Origin of the sequence: Leucobacter tenebrionis (assembly GCF_019884725.1) — a bacterium.
Taxonomy (GTDB): Bacteria; Actinomycetota; Actinomycetes; order Actinomycetales; family Microbacteriaceae; genus Leucobacter; species Leucobacter tenebrionis.
The window spans coordinates 2,686,106-2,712,653 of record NZ_CP082322.1 but is presented as its reverse complement, the minus strand read 5'-3'; the positions used below and the strand labels follow the sequence as shown (position 1 = coordinate 2,712,653).

24 protein-coding genes and 1 tRNA gene are annotated in these 26,548 nt (G+C 70.3%); 17 read left to right on the top strand and 8 right to left on the bottom strand.

Translation table 11 applies throughout. The annotated features are described in order from the left end of the window. The first annotated feature begins 30 nt into the window (after positions 1-30). The 8 genes from KVY00_RS12430 to pstB all read left to right on the top strand — a co-directional run bounded on the left by KVY00_RS12430 (position 31) and on the right by pstB (position 9,273). Positions 31-702, top strand: coding sequence for a winged helix-turn-helix transcriptional regulator (locus KVY00_RS12430; RefSeq protein WP_223043201.1), 672 nt, complete (start codon positions 31-33; stop codon positions 700-702). Beyond that, positions 702-1,682, top strand: coding sequence for a mycothiol synthase (gene mshD / locus KVY00_RS12425; protein ID WP_223043200.1), 981 nt, complete (start codon positions 702-704; stop codon positions 1,680-1,682). Before KVY00_RS12430 ends, mshD begins: the two co-directional genes overlap by 1 nt. Then, entirely contained in the window at positions 1,679-3,805 is a 2,127-nt protein-coding gene (locus tag KVY00_RS12420; protein ID WP_223043199.1) for an RNA degradosome polyphosphate kinase, read from the top strand. The genes mshD and KVY00_RS12420 overlap by 4 nt, the downstream gene beginning before the upstream one ends. Further along, entirely contained in the window at positions 3,802-4,809 is a 1,008-nt protein-coding gene (locus KVY00_RS12415) for an NUDIX hydrolase (protein WP_223043198.1), read from the top strand. Before KVY00_RS12420 ends, KVY00_RS12415 begins: the two co-directional genes overlap by 4 nt. A 214-nt stretch (positions 4,810-5,023) precedes the next feature. After that, a complete protein-coding gene (gene pstS / locus KVY00_RS12410; protein ID WP_223043197.1) occupies positions 5,024-6,124 on the top strand; it encodes a phosphate ABC transporter substrate-binding protein PstS in 1,101 nt (366 codons plus the stop codon). Positions 6,125-6,367: 243 nt separating this feature from the next. Further along, on the top strand, positions 6,368-7,306 hold the full coding sequence (gene pstC, locus KVY00_RS12405) for a phosphate ABC transporter permease subunit PstC (RefSeq protein ID WP_223043196.1): 939 nt from the start codon (positions 6,368-6,370) through the stop codon (positions 7,304-7,306). A gap of 1 nt (position 7,307) precedes the next feature. Beyond that, the gene (gene pstA / locus KVY00_RS12400) at positions 7,308-8,387 is read left to right on the top strand and encodes a phosphate ABC transporter permease PstA (protein WP_223043195.1); all 1,080 of its coding nucleotides are present in this window, start codon (positions 7,308-7,310) and stop codon (positions 8,385-8,387) included. Between the two features lie 106 nt (positions 8,388-8,493). Next, complete coding sequence (gene pstB / locus KVY00_RS12395) at positions 8,494-9,273, top strand: phosphate ABC transporter ATP-binding protein PstB (protein WP_223043194.1); 780 nt, start codon at positions 8,494-8,496, stop codon at positions 9,271-9,273. Positions 9,274-9,477: 204 nt separating this feature from the next. Here pstB and KVY00_RS12390 read toward each other — a convergent pair. Further along, positions 9,478-9,550, bottom strand: a tRNA-Lys gene (locus tag KVY00_RS12390). A 123-nt stretch (positions 9,551-9,673) separates the two neighbouring features. Here KVY00_RS12390 and KVY00_RS12385 point away from each other — a divergent pair. After that, on the top strand, positions 9,674-10,306 hold the full coding sequence (locus KVY00_RS12385; RefSeq protein ID WP_223043193.1) for a hypothetical protein: 633 nt from the start codon (positions 9,674-9,676) through the stop codon (positions 10,304-10,306). Positions 10,307-10,611: 305 nt separating this feature from the next. Here the strand turns inward: KVY00_RS12385 and KVY00_RS12380 are convergent, their stop codons facing one another. Together KVY00_RS12380 and KVY00_RS12375 are read right to left on the bottom strand one after the other, a co-directional pair. Continuing rightward, on the bottom strand, positions 10,612-11,706 hold the full coding sequence (locus KVY00_RS12380; RefSeq protein WP_223043192.1) for an NYN domain-containing protein: 1,095 nt from the start codon (positions 11,704-11,706) through the stop codon (positions 10,612-10,614). A gap of 25 nt (positions 11,707-11,731) precedes the next feature. Continuing rightward, complete coding sequence (locus KVY00_RS12375; RefSeq protein ID WP_223043191.1) at positions 11,732-11,941, bottom strand: DUF6458 family protein; 210 nt, start codon at positions 11,939-11,941, stop codon at positions 11,732-11,734. 229 nt (positions 11,942-12,170) lie between these two features. Here KVY00_RS12375 and KVY00_RS12370 point away from each other — a divergent pair, with 229 nt between their 5' ends. Both KVY00_RS12370 and KVY00_RS12365 read left to right on the top strand, forming a co-directional pair. Next, positions 12,171-12,650: a DUF2975 domain-containing protein gene (locus tag KVY00_RS12370; RefSeq protein WP_223043190.1), complete on the top strand. Its 480-nt coding sequence runs from the start codon at positions 12,171-12,173 to the stop codon at positions 12,648-12,650. Continuing rightward, the gene (locus KVY00_RS12365; RefSeq protein ID WP_223043189.1) at positions 12,650-12,865 is read left to right on the top strand and encodes a helix-turn-helix domain-containing protein; all 216 of its coding nucleotides are present in this window, start codon (positions 12,650-12,652) and stop codon (positions 12,863-12,865) included. Before KVY00_RS12370 ends, KVY00_RS12365 begins: the two co-directional genes overlap by 1 nt. A gap of 88 nt (positions 12,866-12,953) precedes the next feature. Here the strand turns inward: KVY00_RS12365 and KVY00_RS12360 are convergent, their stop codons facing one another. After that, complete coding sequence (locus tag KVY00_RS12360; protein ID WP_223043188.1) at positions 12,954-14,486, bottom strand: lipase maturation factor family protein; 1,533 nt, start codon at positions 14,484-14,486, stop codon at positions 12,954-12,956. Between the two features lie 165 nt (positions 14,487-14,651). Here KVY00_RS12360 and KVY00_RS12355 point away from each other — a divergent pair, with 165 nt between their 5' ends. From KVY00_RS12355 to KVY00_RS12345, 3 genes are read left to right on the top strand one after another with little or no spacing between them, the layout of a single operon-like run. After that, positions 14,652-15,689 carry an ABC transporter substrate-binding protein gene (locus KVY00_RS12355; RefSeq protein ID WP_223043187.1) on the top strand — a complete coding sequence of 346 codons (1,038 nt, stop codon included), beginning with the start codon at positions 14,652-14,654 and terminating at the stop codon, positions 15,687-15,689. Further along, the gene (locus tag KVY00_RS12350) at positions 15,686-16,555 is read left to right on the top strand and encodes an ABC transporter ATP-binding protein (protein WP_223043186.1); all 870 of its coding nucleotides are present in this window, start codon (positions 15,686-15,688) and stop codon (positions 16,553-16,555) included. The genes KVY00_RS12355 and KVY00_RS12350 overlap by 4 nt, the downstream gene beginning before the upstream one ends. A 3-nt stretch (positions 16,556-16,558) precedes the next feature. Next, positions 16,559-18,223, top strand: coding sequence for an ABC transporter permease (locus tag KVY00_RS12345; RefSeq protein ID WP_223043185.1), 1,665 nt, complete (start codon positions 16,559-16,561; stop codon positions 18,221-18,223). A 70-nt stretch (positions 18,224-18,293) separates the two neighbouring features. Here KVY00_RS12345 and KVY00_RS12340 read toward each other — a convergent pair whose 3' ends face one another. The 3 genes from KVY00_RS12340 to KVY00_RS12330 form a co-directional block, all read right to left on the bottom strand. Further along, the gene (locus tag KVY00_RS12340) at positions 18,294-19,385 is read right to left on the bottom strand and encodes a glycosyltransferase family 4 protein (protein ID WP_255572632.1); all 1,092 of its coding nucleotides are present in this window, start codon (positions 19,383-19,385) and stop codon (positions 18,294-18,296) included. Positions 19,386-19,390: 5 nt separating this feature from the next. Further along, entirely contained in the window at positions 19,391-20,320 is a 930-nt protein-coding gene (locus tag KVY00_RS12335; RefSeq protein WP_394358288.1) for a hypothetical protein, read from the bottom strand. 102 nt (positions 20,321-20,422) lie between these two features. Further along, positions 20,423-21,715, bottom strand: coding sequence for a cytochrome P450 (locus KVY00_RS12330; protein ID WP_223043183.1), 1,293 nt, complete (start codon positions 21,713-21,715; stop codon positions 20,423-20,425). A 168-nt stretch (positions 21,716-21,883) separates the two neighbouring features. Here KVY00_RS12330 and KVY00_RS12325 point away from each other — a divergent pair, with 168 nt between their 5' ends. After that, complete coding sequence (locus KVY00_RS12325) at positions 21,884-22,297, top strand: ester cyclase (protein WP_223043182.1); 414 nt, start codon at positions 21,884-21,886, stop codon at positions 22,295-22,297. 51 nt (positions 22,298-22,348) lie between these two features. Then, entirely contained in the window at positions 22,349-25,105 is a 2,757-nt protein-coding gene (locus tag KVY00_RS12320) for an AAA domain-containing protein (protein ID WP_223043181.1), read from the top strand. Positions 25,106-25,216: 111 nt separating this feature from the next. On the opposite strand, the gene KVY00_RS12315 is transcribed toward KVY00_RS12320, so the two are convergent. Further along, positions 25,217-25,723 carry a methylated-DNA--[protein]-cysteine S-methyltransferase gene (locus KVY00_RS12315; RefSeq protein ID WP_223043180.1) on the bottom strand — a complete coding sequence of 169 codons (507 nt, stop codon included), beginning with the start codon at positions 25,721-25,723 and terminating at the stop codon, positions 25,217-25,219. A 173-nt stretch (positions 25,724-25,896) separates the two neighbouring features. Here KVY00_RS12315 and KVY00_RS12310 point away from each other — a divergent pair, with 173 nt between their 5' ends. Beyond that, on the top strand, positions 25,897-26,457 hold the full coding sequence (locus KVY00_RS12310) for a hypothetical protein (RefSeq protein WP_223043179.1): 561 nt from the start codon (positions 25,897-25,899) through the stop codon (positions 26,455-26,457). Positions 26,458-26,548 lie beyond the last annotated feature (91 nt).

The window sequence follows — 26,548 nt, the reverse complement described above, 5'->3', positions numbered from 1 at the left end:
AGTCGAACGCACAGCGAAGGGAGCCGGTCCATGCAGCTGCTCTGCCTCACCGATCGAGATCCCGCCGATTCGCTGCCCGGCCTGGACCTGCTGCCGCACGACGTGCGCACCTCACCGCTGTCGCTCCGCGTACCCGAGACGCTGGCCGGTCGATTCGACGCGATCCTCGTCGACGGCACGCTCGACGCCCGTCGCGCCCGCACCGCGTGCCTCGCGCTCGCGGAGGGCATCGAGACGCCCCGCGTGGTGATCCTGCCCGAACTCGCGCTCACCGCTCTCACCCGGGAGTGGGGTGTGAGCGAGCTGCTGCTGCCGACCGCGAGTCCCGCCGAGATCGAGCTGCGCCTGCGCCTGCTCGGTCAGCCCGCTTCGACGGCCACCACCCCTCCGCCCGCGGTCCAGGCCGCGGGCGTTGTCATTGACGAGTCCAATTTCACGGCCCGGCTGTTCGGCCGCCCGCTCGACCTCACGTACAAGGAGTTCGAGCTGCTGCACTTCCTCGCCGCGCACCCGGGACGGGTGTTCACGCGGGAGCAGCTGCTCAGCGAGGTGTGGGGCACCGACTACTTCGGCGGCACGCGCACGGTGGACGTGCATGTGCGGCGCCTGCGCGCGAAACTGGGTGAGCACGAGGGGCTCATCAGTACGGTGCGGGGCGTCGGATACGGCTTCGCGCGGGCCCGGGTCGATGAGGGGGATTGATGTCAGCACGGATCGATGTCGTCGAGGGAGCGTCCGAGCGGGCGCTCCGCATCGCGCGGGCGCTGATCGCCGAGGTCGAGGCCGCCGACGGCGTCTCGCCGGTGTCGGATCAGGCGCTACTCGCAGCGGCGCAGGGGCAGCGCGCGCTGCTGCTCTTCACGGACCGGGGCGACGCGGATCGCGGATCACGGGAGGCCGGTGCTGACCTCGAGAGCGCCGACCCGGTCGCCGTCGGGATCGTCGGCCAGGGCGAGGTCGATCTCGCGGTGCGTCCGGCGGCGAGACGGCGCGGGATCGGAGCGGCGGCGCTCGCAGCGCTGCTCTCCCGGGCCGACGGCGACCTGCTGGCCTGGGCGCACGGCGAGAATCCCGCTGCCGAGGCGCTGCTCGCGGGGGCCGGGTTCGCCCCGGTGCGCTCGCTGTACCGCATGGCGCTCGATCCCGCGCTGCTACCCGACGACGGGCGGGATCCGCTCTCCCTCCCCGCCCCGACCGACCTGCGCCTGCGCGCGTTCGACCCGGCGCGGCCCGCCGATGCCGCTGCCTGGGTGCGGGCGAACGCGGCGGCGTTCGCGACGCATCCCGAGCAGGGGAGGATCACGGAGAGCGACTTCGCGCTCATGCGCGACGAGCCGTGGTTCGACGCCGACGACCTGATCCTGCTCGCCGAGGCGTCGGGCGACGAACTCGCGGGGTCGACCTGGATCAAGACGGTGCGCGACGACGCCGGGGTCGAGTGCGAGCTCTACGCGGTCGGCGTGCGGCCCGAGTACGCGGGGCGCGGGCTCGGCAAGCTGCTGCTCGATGTGACGCTCGCCAGAATGGCGCAGCACTCCCCCGATCGCGTCAGCCTCTACGTCGACGGAGAGAACGAGCGCGCGGTGCGCATGTACGAGCACGCGTCGTTCACCGTCGATTCACGCAGCCGTCAGTGGGCGAGGCCCGCTTCGTCAGGGGTCGATGACACAATGGACGCATGACCGAAGAAACCCGAGAGAACGCCGTCGAACGGGCAGAGCTGCCCGCCGACCGGTACATCGATCGCGAGCTGAGCTGGCTCGCGTTCAATCAGCGCGTGCTCGAACTCGCAGAGGATCCGGGGGTGCCGCTGCTCGAGCGGGCCAACTTCCTCGCCATCTTCGCGTCGAACCTCGACGAGTTCTTCATGGTGCGCGTCGCGGGCCTGAAGCGCCGCATCGTCACCGGTCTCGCGCTTCCCACCAACGTCGGGCGCGCTCCCACCGACGTGCTGGCCGACATCAACCGCACCGCCTACGAGCTGCAGCTGCGCCACGCCAGGTGCTTCCGCGAGCAGGTGCAGCCCGGGCTCGCCGAGGCCGGCATCCGGGTGGTCGAGTGGGAGCAGCTCGACGCGGCCGATCGGGTGCACCTCACGAACTACTACGAGCAGCACATCTACCCGATCCTCATGCCGCTCGCGGTCGATCCCGCGCATCCGTTCCCCTATATCTCGGGCCGCGCGCTCAACCTCTCCATCCGCGTGCGCAACCCGCAGACCGAGAAGGTCGAGTTCGCCCGGCTCAAGGTGCCGCAGATGATCCCGCGGTACGTGCGCGTGGATCAGCGCGAGAGCATCGACGACGTGCGCTTCATCGCGCTCGAGGAGTTGATCGCCAATCAGCTCGACGGCCTCTTCCCCGGCATGGAGGTGCTCGACCACCACGTCTTCCGCGTGACCCGCAACGAGGACATGGAGATCGAGGAGGACGAGACCGAGAACCTCATCCAGGCGCTCGAGAAGGAGCTGCTGCGCCGCAGGTTCGGCCCGCCGATCCGACTCGAGATCTCCGACGATATGGACGAGGCGACGCTGGCGCTGCTCGTCAGCGAGTTCGACATCGACGAGCAGCAGGTCTACACGCTGCCCGCCCCGCTCGATCTCAGCGGCCTCTTCGCCCTCAGCGGCATCCGTCGGCCCGACCTCAAGTTCAAGCCGCACATCCCGGTCACGCATCCCCAGTTCCGCACGAACTCGCCGAGCGAGAAGCCCGATGTCTTCGGAGCGATCGCGCGGCGCGAGGTGCTGGTGCACCACCCCTACGAATCGTTCTCGACGAGCGTGCAGGCGTTCGTCGAGCAGGCGGCCACCGATCCCGACGTGCTCGCCATCAAGCAGACCCTGTACCGCACCTCGGGCGACAGCCCCATCGTCGCGTCGCTCATCAAGGCGGCCGAGGCCGGCAAGCAGGTGCTCGCGCTCGTCGAGGTGAAGGCCCGCTTCGACGAGGAGGCCAACATCACGTGGGCCCGCAAGCTCGAGCAGGCCGGCGTGCACGTGGTCTACGGTCTCGTGGGCCTCAAGACGCACTGCAAGCTCGTGCACGTGATCCGCGAGGAGCAGGGCCGCCTCGCCCACTACTGCCACATCGGCACGGGCAACTACAACCCGAAGACGAGCCGCATCTACGAGGACTTCGGCCTCTTCACCTCGTCTCCCGAGGTCGGCCGCGACGTGACCAAGCTCTTCAACGTGCTCTCCGGGTACGCGATCGAGACCGACTACGACCGTCTGCTCGTCGCTCCGCTGCAGCTGCGAAGCGGTCTGCTCGAGCGCATCGAGCGCGAGGCCGAGAACGCCCGCGCCGGCCTCCCCAGCGGCATCAGGCTGAAGGCCAACTCGATGGTCGACGAGGCCATCATCGATGCGCTCTACCGCGCGAGCCAGGACGGCGTGCCCGTCGACGTGTGGGTGCGCGGCATCTGCTCGATCCGCGCCGGAGTGCCGGGCCTCTCCGAGAACATCCGCGTGCGCTCGGTGCTCGGCCGCTACCTCGAGCACTCCCGCATCTACGCCTTCGAGAACGCCGGCGAGCGCGAGGTGTTCATCGGCAGCGCCGACCTCATGCACCGCAATCTCGACCGCCGCATCGAGGTGCTCGTGCGCATCGAGGATCGCGAGCACCTCGCCCGCATCGACCGCTTCTTCGATTTCGCCTTCAGCGACGAGGTGTCGTCCTGGCGCATGCTGCCCGACGGCAACTGGCAGCGCCGCGTGGTGAGCGAGGAGGGCGAGCCGCTGCCCGACCTGCAGGACCTCGTCATGATCGACCGCACCGAGGCTCGCTCCCGGAGAAACCGGTGAGCCCGACGGCCACGAAGAAGCGCTCCTCGAAGGGCGCCGCCGCGGGAGGCGCGGCGACCGAGGTGCTCGCGGCGGGCACCGTGTGCTGGCGCCGCGTCTACGACGAGCACGGCGATCCGCAGATCCTCGTACTGCTGATCCACCGCGCCAAGCAGCGCGACGTATCGTTCCCGAAGGGCAAGCTCGACCCGGGCGAGAGCATGCCTCGGGCCGCCGTGCGCGAGACCCGCGAGGAGACCGGCTACCGGGTGTCGCTCGGCGTCAACCTCGGCACGATCCACTACGCGCTCAGCGGCGGCCGCTCGAAGACCGTGCAGTACTGGGCCGCGAAGGTCACCGCGAAAGCCGAGGCCCGCGCCAAGTTCAAGCCGAACGACGAGGTGCAGGCCATCGAGTGGGTGCCCGCGGAGCAGGCGCGCGAGCGGCTCAGCTACGAAGCCGACCGCGAGCTCTACGACGTGTTCCTGAAGCTCGTCGAGCGCGACCTGGTCGATACGTTCTCGGTGACGCTGCTGCGGCACGCGAAAGCCGAGCCCCGCAGCAGCGCGTTTCCGGTCGACCATCTGAGGCCGCTCGCCGACGCCGGCGAGGAGCAGGCCGAGACGCTCGTGCCGATCCTCCGCTCCTTCGGACCGCGACGCATCTACTCGTCGACGGCGACCCGCTGCCTCTCGACAGTCGCCCCTCTGGCGGAGCAGCTCGGCAAACGCGTGCGCGCCAAGAAATCGCTCAGTCAGGACAACTGGGACGAGGGCGACCTCGCCTCGCTGCGCAAGCTCGTGGCGAAGGTCCTCGGGCGAGGCCGCAACGCGATCCTCTGCAGCCACCGGCCCGTGCTGCCCGACCTGGCGCGCGAGCTCGCGCTCGCGACGGGCAGCCCGCTGGGGCCCTACCTCGACAAGGCGGCCTCGCTGCCGCCCGCGGGCTTCTCGGTGCTGCACTTCTCGCGGTCGCAGCCGGAGGCGGGCATCGTCGCGGTCGAGACCTACCCGATCAAGCACTGAGCGGCCTCCCTCCCGTCATTCGGAGTTCGACACGCGGATCCGGACCGCGCTGAGATCCGTGCCCTCGCGGTCCCGCGCTTCCCCACTTGCACCCCGCGAGTTCACCCCCTGTTCACCTGCTGGCAGACCCCGCTTCACGAAGGATCCCTAGCGTGGGGGTGTGGCCGTTCGCGACCATTCCCTCAATTCAGCTCTGAGATTGGAAGATCCCACAGTGAAGCTTTCTGCATTCGCAAAGGTCGCCGCCATCGGCGGCATCGCCGCGCTCACCCTCACCTCGTGCGCAGCGAACGAGGGCGGCGCCCCCGCCGAGGGCGGCGACGCTCCGGCTTCGTCGCTCACCGGCACCCTCGTGGGCGGCGGCGCGTCGTCGCAGGGATCCGCTCAGGAGGCCTGGACCGCCGGCTTCCAGACGGCGCACGCCGACGTCACCGTGAACTACGACCCGGCCGGCTCGGGCGCGGGCCGCGAGACCTTCCAGCAGGGCGCATCGGCGTTCGCGGGCAGCGACCGCGCGTTCAAGACCGACGAGATCTCGGCCGGCCCCTTCGACAGCTGCGCCACCGACGCGATCGTCGAGTTCCCCGCCTACATCTCGCCCATCGCGATCATCTTCAACCTCGAGGGCGTCGACTCGCTCGACCTCGACGCGGCCACCGTGGCGAAGATCTTCAACGGCTCGATCACCAAGTGGAACGACCCCGCGATCGCCGAGCAGAACCCCGACGCGACGCTGCCGGATCAGAACATCACCGCCGTGCACCGCTCGGACGACTCGGGCACCACCGGCAACTTCACCGAGTACCTCTCGGCCGCCGCGGCCGACGATTGGACCGCGGGCTCGATCGAGACCTGGCCGACCGAGTTCGGCGGCGAGGGTGCGCAGGGCACCTCGGGCGTCGTCGAGGCCGTGACCAACGGCGTCGGCACCATCGGCTACGCCGATGCCTCCCGCGCCGAGGGCCTGGGCACCGTCGCGATCAAGGTGGGCGAGGAGTACGTCGACTACTCCCCCGAGGCCGCAGCCGCGATCGTGGACGCGTCGACCGTCGAGGAGGGCCGCACCGAGCACGACATCGCGATCGAGCTCGACCGCACCAGCAGCGCCGACGGGGTCTACCCGATCGTGCTCGTGAGCTACCTCATCGGCTGCGAGGAGTACCAGGACGCCGCAAACGCGGAGCTCGTCAAGGAGTACTTCAGCTACATCATCAGCGAAGAGGGTCAGGATCTCGCGGCCGAGGCCGCGGGCAGCGCCCCCATCTCGGCCGACCTGCGCAGCAAGATCGAGCCGGCCATCGCGGCGATCAAGTGACCCTGAGGAGCGGGGCATCGTCTCGGGTCAGGTCTCACCTGCTCGATGCGACGCCCCGCTCCTTCAGGTCATCCTGCGTGCGTGGAATGCTTGAGAGAAACGCGCCAGCGTTTCTCGCATTCCGCGGCGGCGCTACCGCGTCGCTGCGAATCGCAAGATCACGCTTGAACCACTTATATAGATTGAGATTCTGCGACTCGCAAGCTCACGCAGAATGACGGAACAGTCAGAAGGACATACCCCGTGACTTCAGCCACGACCACACGGAAACCCGTGCTGAGCCTCGGCGACCGCATCTTCTCGCGCTCCGCGGTCTTCGCGGGCAGCATGATCCTCGTCACGCTGGCCGCGGTCGCCGCCTTCCTCATCGCCCAGAGCATCCCCGCGTTCTTCGCGACCAACGAGACCGCCTCGCTGCTGCCCGAGAACTTCTGGTCGTACGTCTGGCCGCTCATCTTCGGCACGATCTGGGCCGCCGTGCTCGCGCTGATCATCGCGCTTCCCCTCGCCATCGGCATCGCGCTCTTCATCTCCCACTACGCCCCCCGCAGGGTGTCGGCGGTGCTCGGGTACATCGTGGATCTGCTCGCCGCGGTGCCCAGCGTAGTCTTCGGTCTCTGGGGCATCGGCGTGCTGGCGCCCGCCGCTCAACCGGTGTTCGTCTGGCTCAACACTCACCTGGGTTGGATCCCCCTCTTCGGCGGCACCGTCTCGGGCACCGGCCGCACGATCCTCACCGCCGCGCTCGTACTCGCCGTCATGGTGCTGCCGATCATGACCGCGATCTGCCGAGAGGTCTTCCTGCAGGCTCCGGTGCTGCATGAGGAGGCGGCACTCGCGCTCGGGGCGACCCGCTGGGAGATGATCCGACTCGCCGTGCTGCCCTTCGGCCGCCCCGGCATCGTGTCGGCCGCGATGCTCGGCCTCGGCCGCGCGCTCGGCGAGACGATGGCGGTCGCGATGGTGCTCTCGGCCACCGGCCTCGTCAGCATCCGGCTGCTCACCAGCGAGAACCCCTCCACCATCGCGGCCAACATCGCGCTCTCCTTCCCCGAGGCCTACGGCGAGAACGTCAACGTGCTGATCGCCACCGGCCTCATCCTCTTCATCGTCACGTTCCTGGTCAACGCGATCGCCCGCTGGATCGTGAGCCGCCGCGCCGAGTTCTCTGGAGCCAACTGATATGGCACTCACCGTCCGCCCCGTCTCGTCCGGCTCCGTGCTCACCGGCAACCGGCTGCCGAAGCCCGCCCCGTGGATCATCCTCGGCGCGAGCCTGGTCGTCTCACTCGCGCTCTTCGGCCTGCTCGCGGTGGCGGGCGGGGGCGAGTTCAACCTGGTGGGCGCGGTGCTCGTCGGCCTGATCCTGCACCTCGCCGTGACCACGGCCATCTCAGCCGCCGTCGAGGGGCGCCGTCAAGCGACCGATCGCTTCGTGACCAACCTCGTCACCGGCGCCTTCCTGCTCGCGATGGTGCCGCTCGTCTCGGTGGCGATCACCGTCATCGGCAACGGCATCGGGCGCCTGGATCCCGAGTTCTTCAACTCCTCCATGCGCAACGTCACGGGCGAGGGCGGCGGTGCACTGCACGCCATGATGGGCACGCTGATGATCACCCTCGCGGCGACCATCATCTCGGTGCCGCTCGGCCTCATGACCTCGATCTACCTGGTCGAGTACGGCAGCGGCCGGCTGGCCAAGGTCATCACCTTCCTGGTCGATGTCATGACGGGCATCCCCTCGATCGTCGCGGGTCTGTTCGCCTACGCCGCCTTCGCGCTGTTCCTCGGGCCGGGGGTGCGCATGGGCATCATCGGCTCCGTCGCGCTCTCGGTGCTGATGATCCCCGTCGTGGTGCGCTCGAGCGAGGAGATGCTGCGCCTCGTGCCCAACGAGCTGCGCGAGGCCTCGTACGCCCTGGGCGTCTCGAAGTGGCTGACCATCATGAAGGTCGTGCTGCCCACCTCGATCGCCGGAATCACCACGGGCATCATGCTCTCCATCTCACGCGTGATCGGCGAGACCGCCCCGCTGCTCATCACGGCGGGCTTCACCGCGAGCATGAACTACAACCTCTTCAACGACCGCATGCAGTCGCTGCCCGTGTTCGTGTACACCCAGTTCGCGAACCAGGGCAACCCGGCGTGGGCGTTCATCGACCGCGCCTGGGCCGCCGCGCTCGTGCTCATCCTCATCGTCATGGCGCTCAACCTCATCGCACGCTTCGTGGCGAAGAAGTTCTCACCCAAGACCGGCCGCTAGGCGCACACCCGTCATCCTGCGCGAACGGAGAGAGTCGCAGGATCCACCATTCACCAGAGAGATTCTGCGGCCCCGCCCAGAATGACCGGAGAGAAGAAACCACGCAATGTCCAAGCGCATCGAAGTCAACGACCTCAACGTCTACTACGGCAGCTTCCTCGCCGTGGAGGGCGTCTCCATCAACATCGAGCCGCGCAGCGTCACCGCGTTCATCGGACCCTCGGGCTGCGGCAAGTCGACGTTCCTGCGCACCCTCAACCGCATGCACGAGGTCATCCCCGGCGCGCGCGTCGAGGGCGAGGTGCTGCTCGACGGCGATGACCTCTACGGCCCCGGCGTCGATCCCGTGCTCGTGCGCCGCCAGGTCGGCATGGTCTTCCAGCGCCCCAACCCGTTCCCCACGATGTCGATCCGTGAGAACGTGCTCGCCGGCGTCAACCTCAACAACCGCAAGATCTCGAAGAGCGACGGCGACGACCTCGTGGAGCGCTCGCTGCGGGGCGCCAACCTGTGGAACGAGGTGAAGGATCGCCTCGACAAGCCGGGCTCGGGCCTCTCGGGCGGTCAGCAGCAGCGCCTCTGCATCGCCCGCGCCATCGCGGTCTCGCCCGAGGTGCTGCTCATGGACGAGCCCTGCTCGGCGCTCGACCCGATCTCGACCCTCGCGATCGAGGATCTGATCGACGAGCTGAAGCAGGAGTACACGATCGTCATCGTGACCCACAACATGCAGCAGGCCTCGCGCGTCTCTGACCGCACCGCGTTCTTCAACATCGCCGGCACCGGCAAGCCGGGCAAGCTCATCGAGTACGACGACACGTCGAAGATCTTCTCCACGCCCAGCGTGAAGGCGACCGAGGACTACGTCTCGGGCCGCTTCGGGTAGGCCGGCCTCGAGGCGGGGCGCTCTCCGCCATCGGTTTCCCGCAGAGCGGAGTCCCGAATTGCTGCTTCAGTTCGTGCTGAAGCAGCAATTCGGGACTCCGCGTTTCTGTGCGAGCGCACTGCGGAGCCCGCGAGGAGCTGCGGAGCCGCGAGCGCGCTACGGAGCCCACGAGAGGAGTCTGCGGAGTGCCGCGGCAAAACGGAGTAGGCCCCGCCGGGCTCGAACCGGCGACCCGCGGATTAAAAGTCCGATGCTCTACCAACTGAGCTAGAGGCCCGTGGTCACCCATTCTAATGGATTTCTCCGGGCGTTCAGTCCACGCGGGACGGCCCGCAGCGGCGTAGACTCGCGTGGCGCGCGGCCCCGCCGCCGATCCCCCGCTTTCACACCGAGGAGACATGTGACCCGAGAGCATCAGCGCCCCGTCTTGCAGCCGACGTCCGACTTCGACTGGATCATCGGCTCCGACGAACCGGGCGCTTCCCACCGCCTCGCCCAGGAGACCTCCTGGGCGTTGCTCGACCGCGTGCGCGCGGGGGCCGATCCCGCGGTGGTCGAGCGCGTGGTGGGTCTCGCCTCGACGGGTCCCGGCATCGATGACATCGCCGAACTGTGGGCGCGCGAGGGAACGCACTCGCTCGCCGGAGTGCTCTGGCGCCTCTACCTGTTGCGGCGCGTGGTGGCGGGCGACGCCGAGGGATCGGCCGAGCTGTTCAGACGAGGATCGGCCGCGGCCTCCACCATCGACCCCGTCGTGGCCGGTGCCGCCGAACCCGTCACGCCCGCCTCGATCGAGGAACTGTGCGACACGATTCTGCGCGGAGCCTTCGTCGGCGATCTGGGGAGCGCGCTCGACCGCGCCGCCAGCTACTGCCGCATCATGGCGCTCGGCGCCGCCGACCTCGCCGACACCCGCGACGTGCACGACGACGCCCACGCCGAACAGCTCACCAAGCGCGCGCTGCGCTACTCGACGATGGCGCAGGAACTGCACGCCGGCGCCCGGCGCTGGCGCGACGGTTCCCTCGCCTGACTGCGAGGTCGCGCCGGTGGGTGCGGCCCCTCGCGCCGATGGGTGAGGCCCCTCGCGCCGATGGGTGCGGCCCCTCGCGCACCTGCGTTACACTGGTGTCGCCGGGCCGCAGTAACCCCGGGCTCCAATTTTTGCCGCTTCGAGCGGCCTTCCGCCGAGAGGCGTTCTGCGGTCCGGTTTTTTCGTGCCCGTTTCCCTCCCGTTTCGCGCCCGGTCGAATCCTTCGAGCACCGATCGACGCTCAAGCATCCCGTTTTCGAGCTCCAAGGTGCTCGAACGTCGTTCGGTGCCGGAGGCACGATCCGCTACGGGGTCTGGTCGCGCAGGCGCACGAGGCGCTCGTGCCCCGTCTCCTCGAGCTCCGCGACGTCGGCGCGGGACTTCAGGAAATCCGAGAACGACCGGAAGCCCAGCGCCTTCTCGTTGAACGACGGGTCCATGCGGCGCATCTGCTGCTTCACGGCTGAGCTGTGCAGCCACCCCGAGTCGTCCTTCTCCTGGCCGAGCCACAGCGCGCGGATGAGCAGACCGGTCACCGCGATGTCGGTGTCGTCATCGTCGTCGCCCTCATCGGCATCGTCGAGGTCATCCGCGACGGACTCGGCGGGAGCCGGGGCGAGGTTGCGGCCCGCGGAGGCCCCGCGCTTCCCGCGCGTCGTTTCCGCGGCCGCTTCGGGAGCGTCGGCGGCCTCGCCGGCCCCGGCCGACTCCTCGCCTTCGCCGGATCCCCCAGCCTCGACGGCCTCCGCAGCCTCGATCGCGGAGGTCTCCTTCGAGGCGGCCACGGCCTTGCCCCGTCGCTGCCGCTTCGCGGGCTGCTGCTCGCGCTGGGGCTGCTCGACGCCGGGCAGCGAGTCATACGAGGCGAACTCGTCGCACGCCGCCGTGAGCGCCTTGGCCGTGGATCCGGCGACGCCGATCCCGACCACGTACCGGCCGAGCCGCTTGCAGCGCTGCGCCAGCGGAACGTAGTCGGAGTCCCCCGCCACGATGATCACGTGGGTGAGGTCGTCGAGGCGAAACATGTCTTCGACCGCGTCCACGGCGAGCCTGATATCCGCGCCGTTCTTGGCATAGGCCGCAGCCGGGAAGAGCTGCACGAGGTCGACCGCGCGGGCGACCAGCTGCGAGCGGTAGTCGGCGTTGATGGGCGAGGACCAGTCGGCGTAGGCGCGCGTGAGCACGAGCGTGCCGTACGACGAGGCGTAGTCGATCACGGCCCCGACGTCGATCACCGCGTCGCGGAGCCGGCCCGCGATCTCGGCGTCGGAGGGATCCTCGGCGATCCGCTGCCGGTCTCTGGCGTAGGAGTTGCGCCCGTGCACCCGGTCGTACCAGGAGAGCACGATGTTATCGAAGTCGAGGTAGACCGCGACACGGCCGTTCTGAGTATTCGCCACGGTCTCAGTCTGCCAGTTGTCGGCCTTACTCGATGCCGCGGTCGACCGGATCCGCGGTACCGGCGCCTCGGCGCCGCGAGAAGTAGAGGATGAGCGAGATGAAGAAGATCACGGCACCGGCCCCCATCAGGAGGTAGCCGACCATGTTGAGATCGATCCACGCGACCTGGACGTTGAGCGCGAACGCCATGATCGCGCCGATGACGAAGAGCACGATTCCCGACCCCATACCCATGAGCTTCTCCTCTCGCTGTTCCGGCGATGCCGAGCACGGGCCTGGGCCCCGCGCCAACCACTCGCCGGAGACGGATGTGCACCCAGACTCGCCCTCGAGCGGACCCCGGGCAAGGGGGTTGACATCGTGAGCGCCAATGCGAGCGCCCGCTCTCCCCGGCTCTGAGCCCGCACGCCATACCGAACAAAAACCTATTGATTTTCGATAGATAATGAGTGAAGATCGATGCATGCTTCAATCACGTTGGATCGTTCTCCTGCTCCGCGCCGTCCTCATCGTCGCCGCGCTCTGGCTCGTCGTGCTCCTCGCCCTCGCCATGCCCGGCGAACTCTCGGACGAACCGCTCTCCTTCCGCGTTCCCGTGCAGATCGCGCTCTCGCTGGTGATCCTCTGCGTCCTGGCGGTGATCGTCTGCATCTGGCGGCTGCTCACGCTCACGCGCCGCGACCGCATCTTCAGCGAGGCCTCGCGCCGCTGGGTCGACGCGATCGTGTGGGCGCTCAGCATCGGCTGGTCGGTGCTCGCCCTGCTCGCCCTTACCGCGACCTCGATCATCTATTTCACACCCGAGCTTCGCGACCCCGGCTTCCCCATGCTGCTGTTCGGGATCGTCGTGCTCGCAGTCCTGCCCGTCCTGCTCATGCTGGTGATGCGCGGGCTGCTGCGCCAAGCCACCGGCTACCGGTCCGAACTCGAAGAGGTCATCTGATGGCCATCGTCGTTCGCATCGACGTCGAGCTCGCGAAGCGCAAGATGAGCGTGGGCGAGTTCGCCGAGCGCGTCGGCCTCACCCCCGCGAACGTCGCCGTGCTGAAGAACGGCCGCGCCAAGGCGGTGCGCTTCACGACGCTCGACGCGATGTGCCGGGTGCTCGGGTGCCAGCCGGGCGACCTGCTCGAGTGGGTTCCCGACGACGACGCCTGATCCGCTCCTCCGGTCTCCCCGATCCCGCCGAGATGAGCGGCACGCCCGCCGTGTTCCCCTCGGCGATCTCGGGATCACCACCCGCCCCTCACCCGACGAACCGCTCGAGGCTCACGGGCCGCACCAGTTCGCTGCGGCGATCCCGCACCCACACCGCACCGTCGGCCCGATGCTCGGCTCGCGAGGCGAAGCGGTAGCGATACGACACCACGCGCACCCACCGGGGCCGCTCACCGCCGAAGGGGTCACGCCGCAGCAGGGCGAGGGTCGGGGCGTCGGCCTCGAGCAGGCGAGCGAGCAGCATCGTGAACCAGTCGTCGAGCGACCGGCCGAGCGGCAGGAACCACATGAGCCAGTCGAGCCGCAGGTGGTACGGCGCGAACTGCCGCGGCACGCGCCGCACATCGCCCGGCTTGCCCCTGAACTCGTACTCCCGCCAGTCGGCCGCGCCCGGGTCCTCGTCGACCGTCCCCTCGATGACATACTCGACGCGCACCCTCGTGACGGTGCCGAACGCGCCGTAGGCGTTGGCGAGCTGCCAGCGGTTGAAGCTCGCGTTCATGAGCTGACGGCGCGCGAAGAGGTTGCGCAGGGCGGGCCCGCTGAGCACGACCAGGAGCAGGGCGACGGCCGAGGTGATGACGAACCAGTAGAGCGGCAGGCCGCCGAGCCACGCGAGGGCATGGGATCCCGACGGTACTGCGCCAGGCGCGCGACCGTCGGCGGATCCGGATCCCGCAGTTTCCCAGCCGACGCCCGGCACCGAGACCGCCGAGCACGCGAGCACGATCGTGGCCCAGTTGAGCCAGGCGAAGTTGCCGGTGAGCACGAGCCAGAGCTGCGTCGCGATGATGATCGCGGCGGCCGCGGTGCCGACGATGCCGGGTACGGGGCCGGGGATCCAGAGACCGAGGACCGGCGCGAACAGGAAGAACGGCACGACGAGCTGGGCGAAGTGGCTGCCGATCGCCTCTCCTCGGTGGAACCACTTCGGCAGCAGGTGCGCCTGCCGACTGAGCGGACCGGGCATCGGCTGCGTCTCGTGGTGGTACATGAGCGCCGTCAGGTCGCGCCACTCCCGACCGCCGCGCATCTTGATCATGCCGGCGCCGAACTCGAGCCGGAAGACGAGCCACCAGAACAGCACGATCACCGCGGACGGCGGCGGCTGATCCCGCGATCCCAGGAACGCGGCGAGAAACCCGGCCTCGAGCAGCAGCATCTCCCACCCGAACCCGTAGAAGGTCTGGCCGATGCTCGAGATCGACATGTAGCCGATCCACAGCGCGAGGAAGGCGAGCATCGGCACCCACGGCGGGGCCAGCTGCGGCACGCCCGCGACGAGCAGCGCGGAGACCGCGATGCCGATCCAGCAGAGGGTCGCGAGGCGACGATCGGTGTACCGCACGCGGCGGAAGAGCGTGGGCCGGATCAGCTTCGCACGGGCGGGGGCGGATCGCACCCACTCGAGCAGCGCCGGCGCCGGCAGCAGACCGTGCTCCCCGAGCAGGGGTCTGAACTGGTTCAGCGTCGAGATGAACGCGATGAGGTACAGCGCCGCGATCCCCCGCTGGAGAACCTCGCGCGCGAGCCAGAAATCGACAGCCGCGAACCCGTCCATGCCGCAGAGGGTACGCCTGGCGAACCGGGGCCGCCAGGGGGTTGCCATAGAAGGCGAGCCCGCCGCAAGCCCTCTGGCACCGCGCACCCTCGCCACTAGACTGTGGTCACGCGCCGGGCGGGAGGGAAGCCGGGGCGCGTGCATGAGTCGATCTTCGGAGGTCACATGTCTGCGCCAGCTCTCACCCGTCGCGCGCTGCTCGGGGGCGCCGGCGCTCTCGCTCTCGGAAGCCTCGTCGGCTGCGCCCGCGGCTCGACCTCGGGAACGGGAGGCGGCGGAGCCGGCGGCGACGTCACCTACCAGCTGTCGTGGACGCACTCGGTGCAGTTCGGCGGCACCTATCTGGCGCAGGATCGCGGACTGTTCGAGGATCTGGGGCTGAACGTGCGGCTCGCCCCCGGCGGCCCCAACGTGGCAGGCGACACGACCACGGTGAGCGGGCAGGCGCTCATGAACATCTCGTCGGCCGACGGCGTGGCTCGATCCAATGCGGAGGGTGCCGACCTCGTGATCATCGGCGCCCAGTATCAGAAGAGCCCGGGCACGATCCTCTCGCTCGCGGATGCGCCGCTGCAGCAGCCGGGCGACCTCGTGGGCAAGAAGATCGGGGTGGCCGGCACCGATACCCCGGCGCTCGAGGCCTTCCTCGCGCTCAACGACCTCGAGCAGGAGCAGGTCGAGTTCGTGCCCAGCCAGTACGACCCGGCGGTGCTCACGGCCGGGCAGGTCGACGGCCTCTACTGCTTCTACAACGACCTGCCCGTCGCGCTCGCGGTGCAGGGTGTCGAAGCGCACTCGATGCTGCTCGCGGACTTCGGCTACAACCCGATGAGCCAGACCTACACGGTGCTGCGATCGAGCCTCGAGGACGAGCAGAAGCGGGATCAGATCGTGCGCCTCTTGCGCGGCGACGCCCAGGGGTGGCAGCTCTACCGGGAGGACCCGGGTGCCGCCGCCGACCTCGTGGTCGAGCTGTACCCCGATGCCGGGCTCGACCTCGCCACGCAGCAGAAGCAGGCCGAGGTGCAGCTCGACATCATGTTCTCGGAGGCGACGGACGAGTTCGGCTTCGGCTGGTTCACCGACGAGCAGGTCGAGCAGAATCTGCAGCTGTTCGAGCTGCTCGGCATCGAGGGGGCGACTGAGGAGCTGTGGGATCACTCCGTCCTCGACGAGGTCTACGAGAACGGTCCCACCGCGTGAGCACGGCTGCGCGCGGTCGAGCCGCCCCGGGCGAGCAGCGTGCCGCTCGGGGTGACCGGCCCGCCCCGCGGGTCGTGTGCTCGGCGGTCGCCAAGACGTTCCCTGCCGGCGGCTCGGGCGGCGCACGCGGGGCGGGCGAGGCGCTCGCGGCGCTCGAACCGCTCGACCTGACGCTCGATGCGGGATCGGTGACGGCTCTCGTCGGCCCGTCGGGGTGCGGCAAGTCGACGCTGCTGCGGATCATCGCCGGTCTGGAGCACCCCGACCCCGGGGGCGAGGTGCGGATCGACGACGACGCACCCGAGGATCTGCGCGGCCGCGGCGAACTGGCGATCGCCTTCCAGGACGCATCGCTGCTGCCGTGGCGCACGACCGCCGCCAACGTGGCCCTCGCCCAGCGACTCGCGCGCCGGCCCGTCGACCGGGAACGCATCGCGGAGCTGCTGCGCCTGGTCGGACTCGAGGGGTTCGAGCGGGCCCGCCCCGCCGAGCTCTCGGGCGGCATGAGGCAGCGCGCCGCCATCGCCCGCTGCCTCATCACCGAACCGCGGCTGCTGCTGCTCGACGAGCCGTTCGGGGCGGTCGACGAGCTCACCCGGCGGCGCCTCAACATCGAGTTGCCGCCGCTCTGGTCGGGCACCCAGACCACCACGCTGCTCGTGACCCACTCGATCTCCGAGGCGGTGCTGCTCGCCGACCGGGTGCTGGTGATGTCGCCTCGGCCGGGCTCGATCGTCGCCGATATCCCGGTGGATCTCGAGCGGCCGCGCAGCCACGAGCATCTGCGCGGAGCCCGGTTCGCCGAGCTCGTGGAGCAGATCGGCGCGCTGCTCGGCGTCGACGAGACCCCGACCGCCCGGGGCTGAGCGATGGTACTGAGCAGTCCCCCGACCGCGCACGAGCAGGAGCAGGCGGCGGCTCCTGCGATCGCATCGCGCGCCCGCCGCACGACGAGGGGCGGTTCGCGCGGGTCTGCGGTGGTGCGCACCGTGCTCGCGTGGGCCGTCGTGGTCGGCCTGTGGGAACTGCTCGGTCGCACGCTGCTCTCGGGGCGGCACCTCATCGGGTCGCCCTCGGGTATCGTGCTGAAGCTCGTCGAGAACGCCGAGGTCTACGGACGGGGGCTGCTGTTCACCGTTCGAGAGGCCGCGGCCGGCTATCTGTTCGGCAACCTCGCGGCCGTGCTGCTGGCGCTGCTCGTGGTGCTGCTGCCCGGACTCGAACGCATCGTGCTGCGATTCGCCCTCGTCGTCTACTGCCTGCCCCTCGTGGCGCTCGGGCCGCTGCTGAGACTCGTGTACGGGTTCGGTGACGGGCCGCAGATCACCCTGGCCGCGCTGGCCGTCTACTATCTGACGCTCGTGCCGCTGCTCGTCGGGCTGCGGGCCGTGCCTCGCTCGTGGCTCGACCTGACCGCCTCGTACGGCCGCGGCCGGTGGACCGCCCTCGTCACCGTGCGGGCGCGCGCGGCCCTGCCCTACCTGATGGCCGGACTGCAGGCTTCGGTGCCGGCGGCCTTCCTCGGCGCTCTGGTCGGCGAGTTCACGGGGGCGGAGCGGGGGCTCGGCGTGCTGTCGATCCTCGCCCTGCGCAGTCTCGACACCGACGGGCTCTGGGCGCTCATGCTGCTCAGCGCGGCGGTCTCGCTGATCGGGTACGGGATCGTCTCGGCCATCGCGCGCCGCGTCACCCCCGAGCGTCCCACCGTGCTGCTCACTCCTCCTCGCACGGGCTCGCGGAGGTCGCCGCTGGCGCGCTGGGGCCGGGCGATCGCGGGCACGGCGGTGACGGCCGCGCTCGTGCTCGTCGCCTGGATCGTGCTCTTCGAGGCGCTGGGGCTCGATCCCTACTTCGCGAAACGCCCGTGGGACGTGTGGGAGTGGCTCGTGGCCTCGAGCGACGCCGGGGAGCACCGCGTCGAGCTGCTCGCCGCGACGGGCGAGACCGTGGCTGTCGCGATCCCCGGCTACTTCGCGGGCCTGCTGCTGGGTCTGCTGCTCGCGGTCGCGTTCTCGCTGTCGGCGCGCGTGAGCCGGGCGCTCACCCCGGTCGCGGTCGCCCTGCGCTGCGTGCCGATCATCGCGATCGCGCCCCTGCTCGTCGCCGCGCTCGGGCGCGGCCCGTTCGGCACGGCCGTGGTGGTGGCGATCATGACGTTCTTCCCCACGCTCGTGTCGTGCCTCTACGGGCTCAGGCAGCTGCCGGGGCAGGTGGTCGACGTGTTCGCGACGTACGCGACGCCGTCACCGCGCGTGCTGCTGCTCGGGCGCCTTCCCGCGATGGCGCCCGCCTTCTTCTCGGCCGCGAGGATCGCCGCGCCGACCGCGATCCTCGCGGCGACCGTGGCGGAGTGGCTCGCAACTGGCACGGGCCTTGGCAACATGATGGCGGTCGACGCGGCGACGAGTCGGTACACGTCGCTCTGGTCGACCGTGGTGGTGGTCACGCTGATCTCGCTCGTCGCGTACGCGCTGGTGGAGTTCGTGGAGGCGCGCGTGCTGACCCGCGTGGCGCCCGAGCAGATGGGCTGGTAGGACGCGGCATTCTGCCCGCGGTATCCGGGACAGACTCCATTCTGCGACTTCGCGCGGAATGACGGGAGCATCACTCTGCGGGGCTCGAGCCCTTCTCTGTGAACGCCTCGGCGATGGCCCCGGCCGCGGCCTCCCAGGTCGGCAGGCGCGGTCGCAGTTCGGCCGCGCGAGCGCGCCAGTGCTCGCGGAGTTCGGGATCGCCCAGCCAGCCCCGCAGCCGGCCCGTCAGCTGCTCGACGTCGCCGGGCGCGAACTGCGCTCCCGCGCTCTGCTGCGCCTCGACGGCGCCGGTGCCGAGCGGCACGATCGAGGGGATGCCGCGCGCCAGGGCTTCGCTGACGACCATGCCGTACGCCTCGGCGCGCGCGGTGTGCACCAGCAGGTCGGTGCGCGCCCAGATCGCCTCGAGCTCGGCTCCCGTGCGCGGGCCCGTGATCTCGATCCTGCCGCCCAGGCCCGCGCGCTCGATGCGGCGCAGCAGTTCGCGGCGGAGCTCCGGATCCACCGTGTCGGGCCCCACCAGACGCGCCGACCACGGCAGATCCCCCACGCCGGCGAGCGCGTCGACGAGGGTGAGCGGATCCTTCGTCTCCGTGAGCCGCCCCAGCCAGAGCAGTGCGGGTGCTCCCCCGTCGCGCTCGGAGCCGCGCGCCGGATCCGCCCGCGTCACTCCCGGCACGGCGACCAGCGCGTCGGTGCGACCGTAGCGCGCCGCGATCTCCCGCGCGGTCCAGGCGCTCGTCGCCACGACCGTGCTCGCGGTCCGCACCGCCTCAGCCTCCGATGCGGCGAGCGCAGTCCGCTCGCGCGCCGGGAGCGCGGAGTCGTCGGAGGGGAAGTAGTGCATCAGCATCACCACTTTGCGGCCCGCTCGGGTCGCCTCCGCGATCGCCTCGGGCGCCGCGGAACCCACGATGTTCTCGATCAGCCAGCACCGCTCGGCGCGCAGCAGCGACGCGAATTCCCGCCGGTGCCCGGGACCGGGCACCGGCCACTCGCCCGTCACCGGATACTCGCGCAGATCGAATCCGAGGGTGCGCAGCGCGGCCGAGACCTCGTCGTCGTAGCGGTTGCCCCCGCTCGCGACGTCGCTGCGCCAGCGGGCGAAGCCGATCCGGCGATCCGCACCCCGCGCATCCCACGTACCCCGCGCACCAGCCACGCCCGTCATTCCTCGAGATCGCCGCCCGCGCGCTCGCGCCGCGACCCCCGATGCGCCGCACCCGCGGCCCGCTTCACCGTGCGCCCGACCGCGCCGGCGCCCGCCGCGATCGAACCGCCCGCCGTGCGCGCACCCCGCAGCACGCGGCGCTCGAGCTTCTCCGCGCCCTCGCGTGGTGCGAGCTCGGGCGCGAAGCCGAGAGGGGCGGGGCCGAACGCGCGGCGAGACGCGGCGACCACACGACGCCCGAGAATGTGGTTGCCCGCGCCGCCGACGGCGGCGCCGATCCCGAACGGCAGCGCCTTCCCCACGACCGAACCGCCGCCGATCTTCGCGAAGTGCCTGACGAACGAGCGCTGCAGCTTGTCGAGCACCGGACGCACCGCACCGCGGGGCAGCGACTTCGTGACCGTCTCGCCCCAGAACGCGGATCGCCCGATTCCCCTGCCCGCGACCTGCTTCGTGAACTGACCCAGCAGCTCGCCCGCCTCCTGCCCGAGCATGAGCGTCATCACGAGCATGCGGGCGCGATCCGGATCCTCGACCGGGATGCCGTGCACCTCCGCCACCGACTGCGCGAAGAGGGCCGTGCTCTCGAGGAACCCCGCGGTCTCGACCCCCGACAGCGCGAGCGTGACGGGGGTGCTGATACCGGGGATCACCGCTGTCGCCCCCACGGCCGCTCCCCCGCCCGTGATCGCGAGCAGGTAGCGGCGCTCGAGCATGCGGATCACCTGCTCGGGGCTCGCGTCGGGGTGGCGCAGCCGCACGCTGCGGATGTGGGCGAGCACGGCCGGGCGCTGCACCGCGAGCGCACGGTCGAGCGCGCGGGCGAGGCCGGGGCGGTGCTGCATCGTCTCGGGCTGGAGCGCGGGATCCGGCGCGTTCGCAGCGGGTTGCAGTTCGTTCACGCCGTGATTGTACGGATCGCGCATGGGAGCGCCGGGTGTGTTCTCAGTGTGCGAGCTTCGCATGTCGTCTCCTGCGTGTGGTTCTGCCTGACCGGATCGGGTCGGGGAGGGCTCCCGATCCGGCGCTCAGTGGAACGGGCATCGCCCCGTGCCCGACGCAGCGGCGATCCGCCCGCCCGACGCGGGCTTGGTCGGCAGCCTGCGTCGGTTCACCTCGAGGCCGTGACCCAGGATCCGCACCCGCTCGTCGCTCAGCGCCGCGACCGCGGCCGCGAGGCTCGCGATCGCCAGCTTCTCGCCGGGGCATCGATGCCCGCCCGCGACCGATCCGCCGCCCTGCGGCACGAACGCGGTCAGCGCCTCGTAGTCCTCGACCCCCGCGAAGCGCTCGGGATCGAAGCGTGCGGGCCGATCCCACGATCGCTCGTCGAGATCCGTGCCGAGCACGTCGAGCACGACTCGGCCGCCCGCGGGCAGCCGCTGACCGTCGAGCTCGATGTCCTCGAGCGCCCACGCCGGCAGCACGGGCACGAAGGGTGCGGTGCGGCGGATCTCCTGAGCGAAGGCCACCGCGAGCGGGCCGTCGATGAAGGTGCCCCGCTCGGCCGTCTCGGCGGCGATGCGGGCGCGCCAGTCGGGTCGGTCGTGCAGCTCCTTGGCGGCGAAGGCGACGAATCGCGCGACCGCGATCAGCGGCCGGATGCAGTTCTGCAGCTCGACGCCCGCGAGCTCGGCCGGCAGCAGGTCGCCGTTCTCATCGCGGTGCCGCGCCCACGCGTGGAGGGCCGTACCCTCGGCGGCGTCCAGGCGGCCCGCGCGCACGGCCTCGATGAGCCGACGCGCGTGACGATCCGACCAGGCGCGATTCGCGACCGCGAGCACGAACGACGGCGAGTAGGGTGCGCCGAATCCGTCGACGATCTGGGCGAGCCGGGCAGCCCATCGGCTCTGCGCGGCGGCGGTACCGGGCAGCCCGGCCCACTGCATGCCCGAACGTCCCAGCACGCCGACCGCGGCGTCGTAGGCGGATCGGTCGCTTCCGGCGGCCCAGTCCGCGACCTCCGCCTGCCACTGCTCATCGAGCAGCAGTTTCAGCTTCTCAACCTGCTCGTCCTCGTAGGCGACATCGACGAAGGTCGCCTTGCGGTGGCGGTGCTCGGCTCCGTCGAGGCTGTGCACCGAACCGTGCCCGAACAGGGTCTCCTGCACGAAGGCGGGCATGGCCCCGTGGCGGGCGATGCGATCCCCGTCGTAGAACAGCGCGACCCCCTCGGCGCCGCGCACCAGCATCGCCTCCCTGCCGAGCAGACGCAGCGGGGCGGATCGCGCGCCGCTCCGCACGCGCTGCCAGATGCGCGCCCCGAAACCGTAGCCGCGGGTGAGGAGCGAGAGGGTGTCGTCGCGCAGGATGCTGCTCATCGGTGGTCCTTTCTCGGGCGGCCGCCCGGACGGGCGGCACTCGGTGTGGCATCAGATTGGCAGGGCCGGGAAGGCGCTGCCAAGGGGGCGCGCGAGACCGGCCGTTGTGGTAAGCGGGTGGGTCGCCTCGCAGCGGCGGACACGGCCGCGGCAGATAACCTGGGCGGTATGACGAGGAGCACCGAAGCCACCATCCGCGGATTTCTCGACGAGGTTCGCAGCGGGCGGTCGCCGCAGCGCGCCCCCGAGTTCCTGGCGCCCGTCGTGCTCGCGCACCAGATGCGCGCCGGGGCCCGCGAGACCCTCGAGCGCACGCCCGCGAACTACGCCGAGCACGTCGAGGAGATGATCGAGATGTTCGGCGCCTTCGCGTTCACCGTCGACGAACTGCTGATCGACGGCGACAGGGGCTACGCGCGCTGGGTGCAGCACGGGCACCACGCCGGTCTCATCGACGGACGGGAGCCGACCGGGCGGCCGATCGAGACTCTGGGCAGCGCGGTGTACCGGGTGCACGAGGGGATGATCGTCGAGTACTGGATACAGCAGGATGCCGCCGGTCTCGCCGCCCAGCTGGAGTAGTCGCGGGGGTCGCCGGTGGTCGCCCTTCCGCGCGCGCAGTAGGGTCGGAGTGTGACTGCAGATGGCTCGACGGACCAGCGGCAGCCGCTCGAGTGGGGCGAGTTGCACGCGAAGACGCTGGCCGCGGCCGAGGCGAAGCTGGCGCAGGCGATCAGCGCGAGCCGCGGCGTCGAGCTGCCCGCTCCGTCCGCCGCCTGGAAGCCGTCGACCACGGAGCTCTCCGTCGTCGTGGGCACGCCGCGCGGGGTCTTCTGGAAGGAATCGCACTTCTACCTGGTCGACGACGCCCTCGACCCGAACCGCGTCGAGAACCGGCACAGGGTCGAGTACCGCGCCTATCACTCGCGGAACGGGCTGCTGCGGCTCACGATCCCGCCCGAGGCGCAGGAGGCGCTCGCCGATGCGGTGAGGGTGCGCGCCTTCCGAGTCGAGCGCAGCGACGTCGCCTTCGCGCAGCAGTGGCGCGACGCGATCGCGGGGATGGATCGCGGCCCGCGCGCTCTCGATCTCTGGTCGGGCCGCGCCGCTCCTCTGACGCCGTGGAGCCCCGGCCACCTGCCGTCCGATCGCGCGCTCAACCCCGGCCAGCAGCGCGCCCTGGCCGCGATGACCGCGCCGGGCGGGTTCTTCGTCTGGGGGCCGCCGGGCACGGGCAAGACCACGGTCATCACGAGCGCGGTGCACCGTGCGCTCGCCCTCGGGCAGTCCGTGCTCGTCACGTCGCACACGAACGTCGCGGTCGACAACGTGCTCAAGAGCCTCGTCGAGGACGACACCGCATACGGCCTCGGCATGGTGGAGCCCGGCCGCGTGATCCGGCACAGCCCGAAGGATCTCGACAGGGTGCTGGGCTCCGTGCGCGACCACGAGTTCCTGCTCCTCGAGAAGGCCGCCGCGGTGCTGACGCGACACGACGAGCGCTTGAAGGAGATCGACGAGCAGCTGCGGAGCAACAGCGAGCACGCCGACCGCGGGCGGGAGCAGGACGTCCACGACGAGCTGATCCGCCTCGAGGTCGATATCGAGGCGGTGCGGCGGGCGCGACGGACGGAGCCGCTGCGCGACGAACTCGCCGCGACCCTGGCGCGGCTCGGAGAGTTCGAGGAATCGTGCGAGCGGCTCGAGCAGGAGATCGCGAAGCGCGCGAGCGAGGCGGCGGCGTTCGCCGGGCTCGACGACGAGATCGCGGCGGCGCGCGCCGAATACGAGGGGCTGCTCGAGGCCCGCTCCCGCTGGGCTGCGCAGCGCGAGTCGAGCGCCGGCGAACTGACGCGCCTGGCGCACGAGATCGACGCCGCTCGTGCCCGTCAGCAGGCCGCGGAGCTGCGGCTGGAGTCGGCCGCGGCCCGGCTTCTCCCGTGGGTGGGCCGCCGGCACAGGCTCGCGAGCCTCGAAGCGGGCGGAGCGGTCTCCGAGATGCTGGCTCAGGACCAGCAGGCCCGCGAAGCACTGCGGCGGGCCGACACCGCCCTGCAGAGCATCGCCGACGACCTTCGGGAGCGCGAGCCGCGCCGCGCATTCCTCGAGCAGCAGGCGCAACGGCGCGACGAGCTCCTCACCGAGGCGGAGAAGCTGCGGGCGCGGCGACGGAGCGAGCAGGAGCGGATCCGGACCCTGCGCGAGCGCGGCGCCGAACTGCGCAGCACCGTGGAAGCCGACGGCTGGAGCGACGACGCCTATCGCGAACTGCGCGAGAGCGGGCACTGGGACCTCGTGGGGATGTTCGACGCGCTGCTGGATCGCGTCACCGAGCTGGACGAGGAGCGGAAGGAGCTCGAGAACCGGAAGAAGCGCCTCGCCGACGAGTTCGAGCAGAAGAAGCAGGATCTGCTGGCCACCGCTCCCGTGATCGCCACCACCCTCACCTCGCTGAGCTTCAACCCGGCGCTGCTGCAGCGCCGCTTCGATGTCGTGATCATCGACGAGGCGGCGAGCGCGGAGGCCGCGGCCGTCGTCTATGCGGCGGCGAAGGCCGACACGACACTCGCGATCGTGGGCGACTTCCTGCAGAACGCGCCGATCGCCGAGGCCGAGGCGGACGACGGCGAGGACGAGGATCAGCTCGAACTCGTGCGCTGGCGCACCCACGACGTCTTCGCCCTCGCCGGCATCACCGACCGGGCGAGCGCCGAGCGGCACCCCCGCTGCGTGGCCATCTCGCGCCAGTACCGCTACCCGCCGATCATCGCCGACACCGTCAACGAGTTCTGCTACGACGGACTGCTCGAGAGCCACCAGGGTGAGGACGAGAGCGGCGATCCGGTGATCACCTTCCTCGACACCTCCGCGCTCGCCGGGCGCGAGTTCTCGCGCGTGAGCGGCAGCTGGCGGTGCGAGCGCACCGCGGAGGCCGCGGTCGCTCTCGCGGCGGGCATCGGCGCGGGATCGGGAGGTTCGGGATCGATCGGCGCGGGATCGGGAGGTTCGGGATCGGTCGGCTACGTCACCCCCTACGCGCCCCAGGCGACCGCGGTGCAGCGGGGGCTCCGCGCGCGGGGCCTCGGTTTCGAGGCGGGCACCTCGCACCGCTTCCAGGGGCGCGAGTTCGACACCGTGATCTTCGATCTCATGCAGGACAACCGCCCGCGCTGGGTCGCGGCGGCCGATCTCCGAGGGCCGAAACGCGCCGTCTCGGCCGCGAAGCTGCTGAACGTCGCGATGACGCGAGCGAAGCGCAAGCTCTACCTCATCGGCGACTGGCGCTTCGTGCGCGGGCACGAGACGCCGGGCATGCAGGCCCTCGCGGCGCTCGAGGGGCGCGCGAACTTCGAGGTGCGGGATCTCGGCGACTACCTGCGCGGCGTGTGAGCGGACCGGATCCCGAGCATATGCGTGCTTCGGTCCGCAAGCTCCGCGGGATCGGCAGGATCCGCGGACGCGGCTCGCGGGATCGGCGGCCGCGGCTCGCGGCGGCCGCGCTCAGAACAGGGCAGTCGGCAGCGCACCCTCGTGCTCGAGCAGCCATCGTTTGGTGATCAGTCCCTCTCCGGGGTCGCCTCCGGAGTACCCGCCCAGCCCGTCGCCGGCCACGACGCGGTGGCAGGGCACGATGATCGGGATCGAGTTGGCGCCCATGATGGAGCCGATGCCGCGGGCCGGCACTCCGCTGCCGCTGCGCGCGGCGAGTTCGCCGTAGGTGACGGTCTCGCCGAATCCCACCGTCTCGTGCAGGGCGGCGAGCACGGCGGCGGCCGAAGCCGACTGGGGGCCGAGGTCGAACGGCAGGTCGAACTCGGTCAGCTGCCCCGCGAAGTACGCCCGCAGCTGCGCGAGCGCCTCACCGAGCAGCGGATCGGCGTGCGCGCCGCCGGTCTCGGCTGCGTCCGAGGGCGGCTGCATCCGCCACCCCACGCCGGTGACCGCGGTGCCGGTGCTGACCACTCCGATGACGCCCACGGGTGAGGCCAGTGTCGCGAAGAAGGTCATGGCTCGATGGTAGCCGGGAGCAGTAAGTGTCTCCGGATCCAACGTCACCCGATCCTCTTGATCACGGCCACCACCACGTCTTAGCCGACGGTCGCACCCTGCGGAATCAGCGCTGAAGCGCCGATTGCGTCGTCCCTCCACCGGGCGCGCTCGCCCGGTGTAGTATCTCTCGCATGTTTACGGCAGCTCCGACCCCGTCTGCCGAGTCGGGGGATCCGTTCGCCTTGATTCTCGCGCTCGCTGCGCTGTTGGTGTCGTTACTCGCCGTACTCGTGCCCGCAGCTACCGGTCGGCAACAGCGAAAACGGGACGACCGGGCGAAACGAAGCGAAATGTATCTGGAGCTGATGGAGCTCATCGAAGGACACGGGCTCTGGGTCATGGACCGCACACATGACCTGCTCGAGAGTGGCTACTACCTCGTCGATACGCCCCTCCGTGGAACGAGCAAGCCGGACCGGGCGCAAAGAGTCCGGGCTCGCGCGATCGTGAGCGCTTACGGGTCGAGCAGGGTCTCTGAGGCGTTCTCCGAGTGGCAGGGGAGCTTGGAATCGTTCGAGGCGAAACTCGACGAGTTCGCATACATCGTGCAAGAAACCCACCCAGACGCTGTCGATACTGATGAGGCCAAGCCCCTGTGCGAAGCCGAAGCTGCAGCTCGGAGGAGAGTTGCGGATACGGTTAACACCGAGTTGGTGAATGATCGTCGCTGGCGGAGGCACTCGATCCAATAGCGGCTCTGGTTCTCGTCCCGTCGTCCTGGATAAGCTTCCTCGCTATGGGAAGACTCGTTCACCCACCAAAGGCGCGGCTGGGCGATAGAGT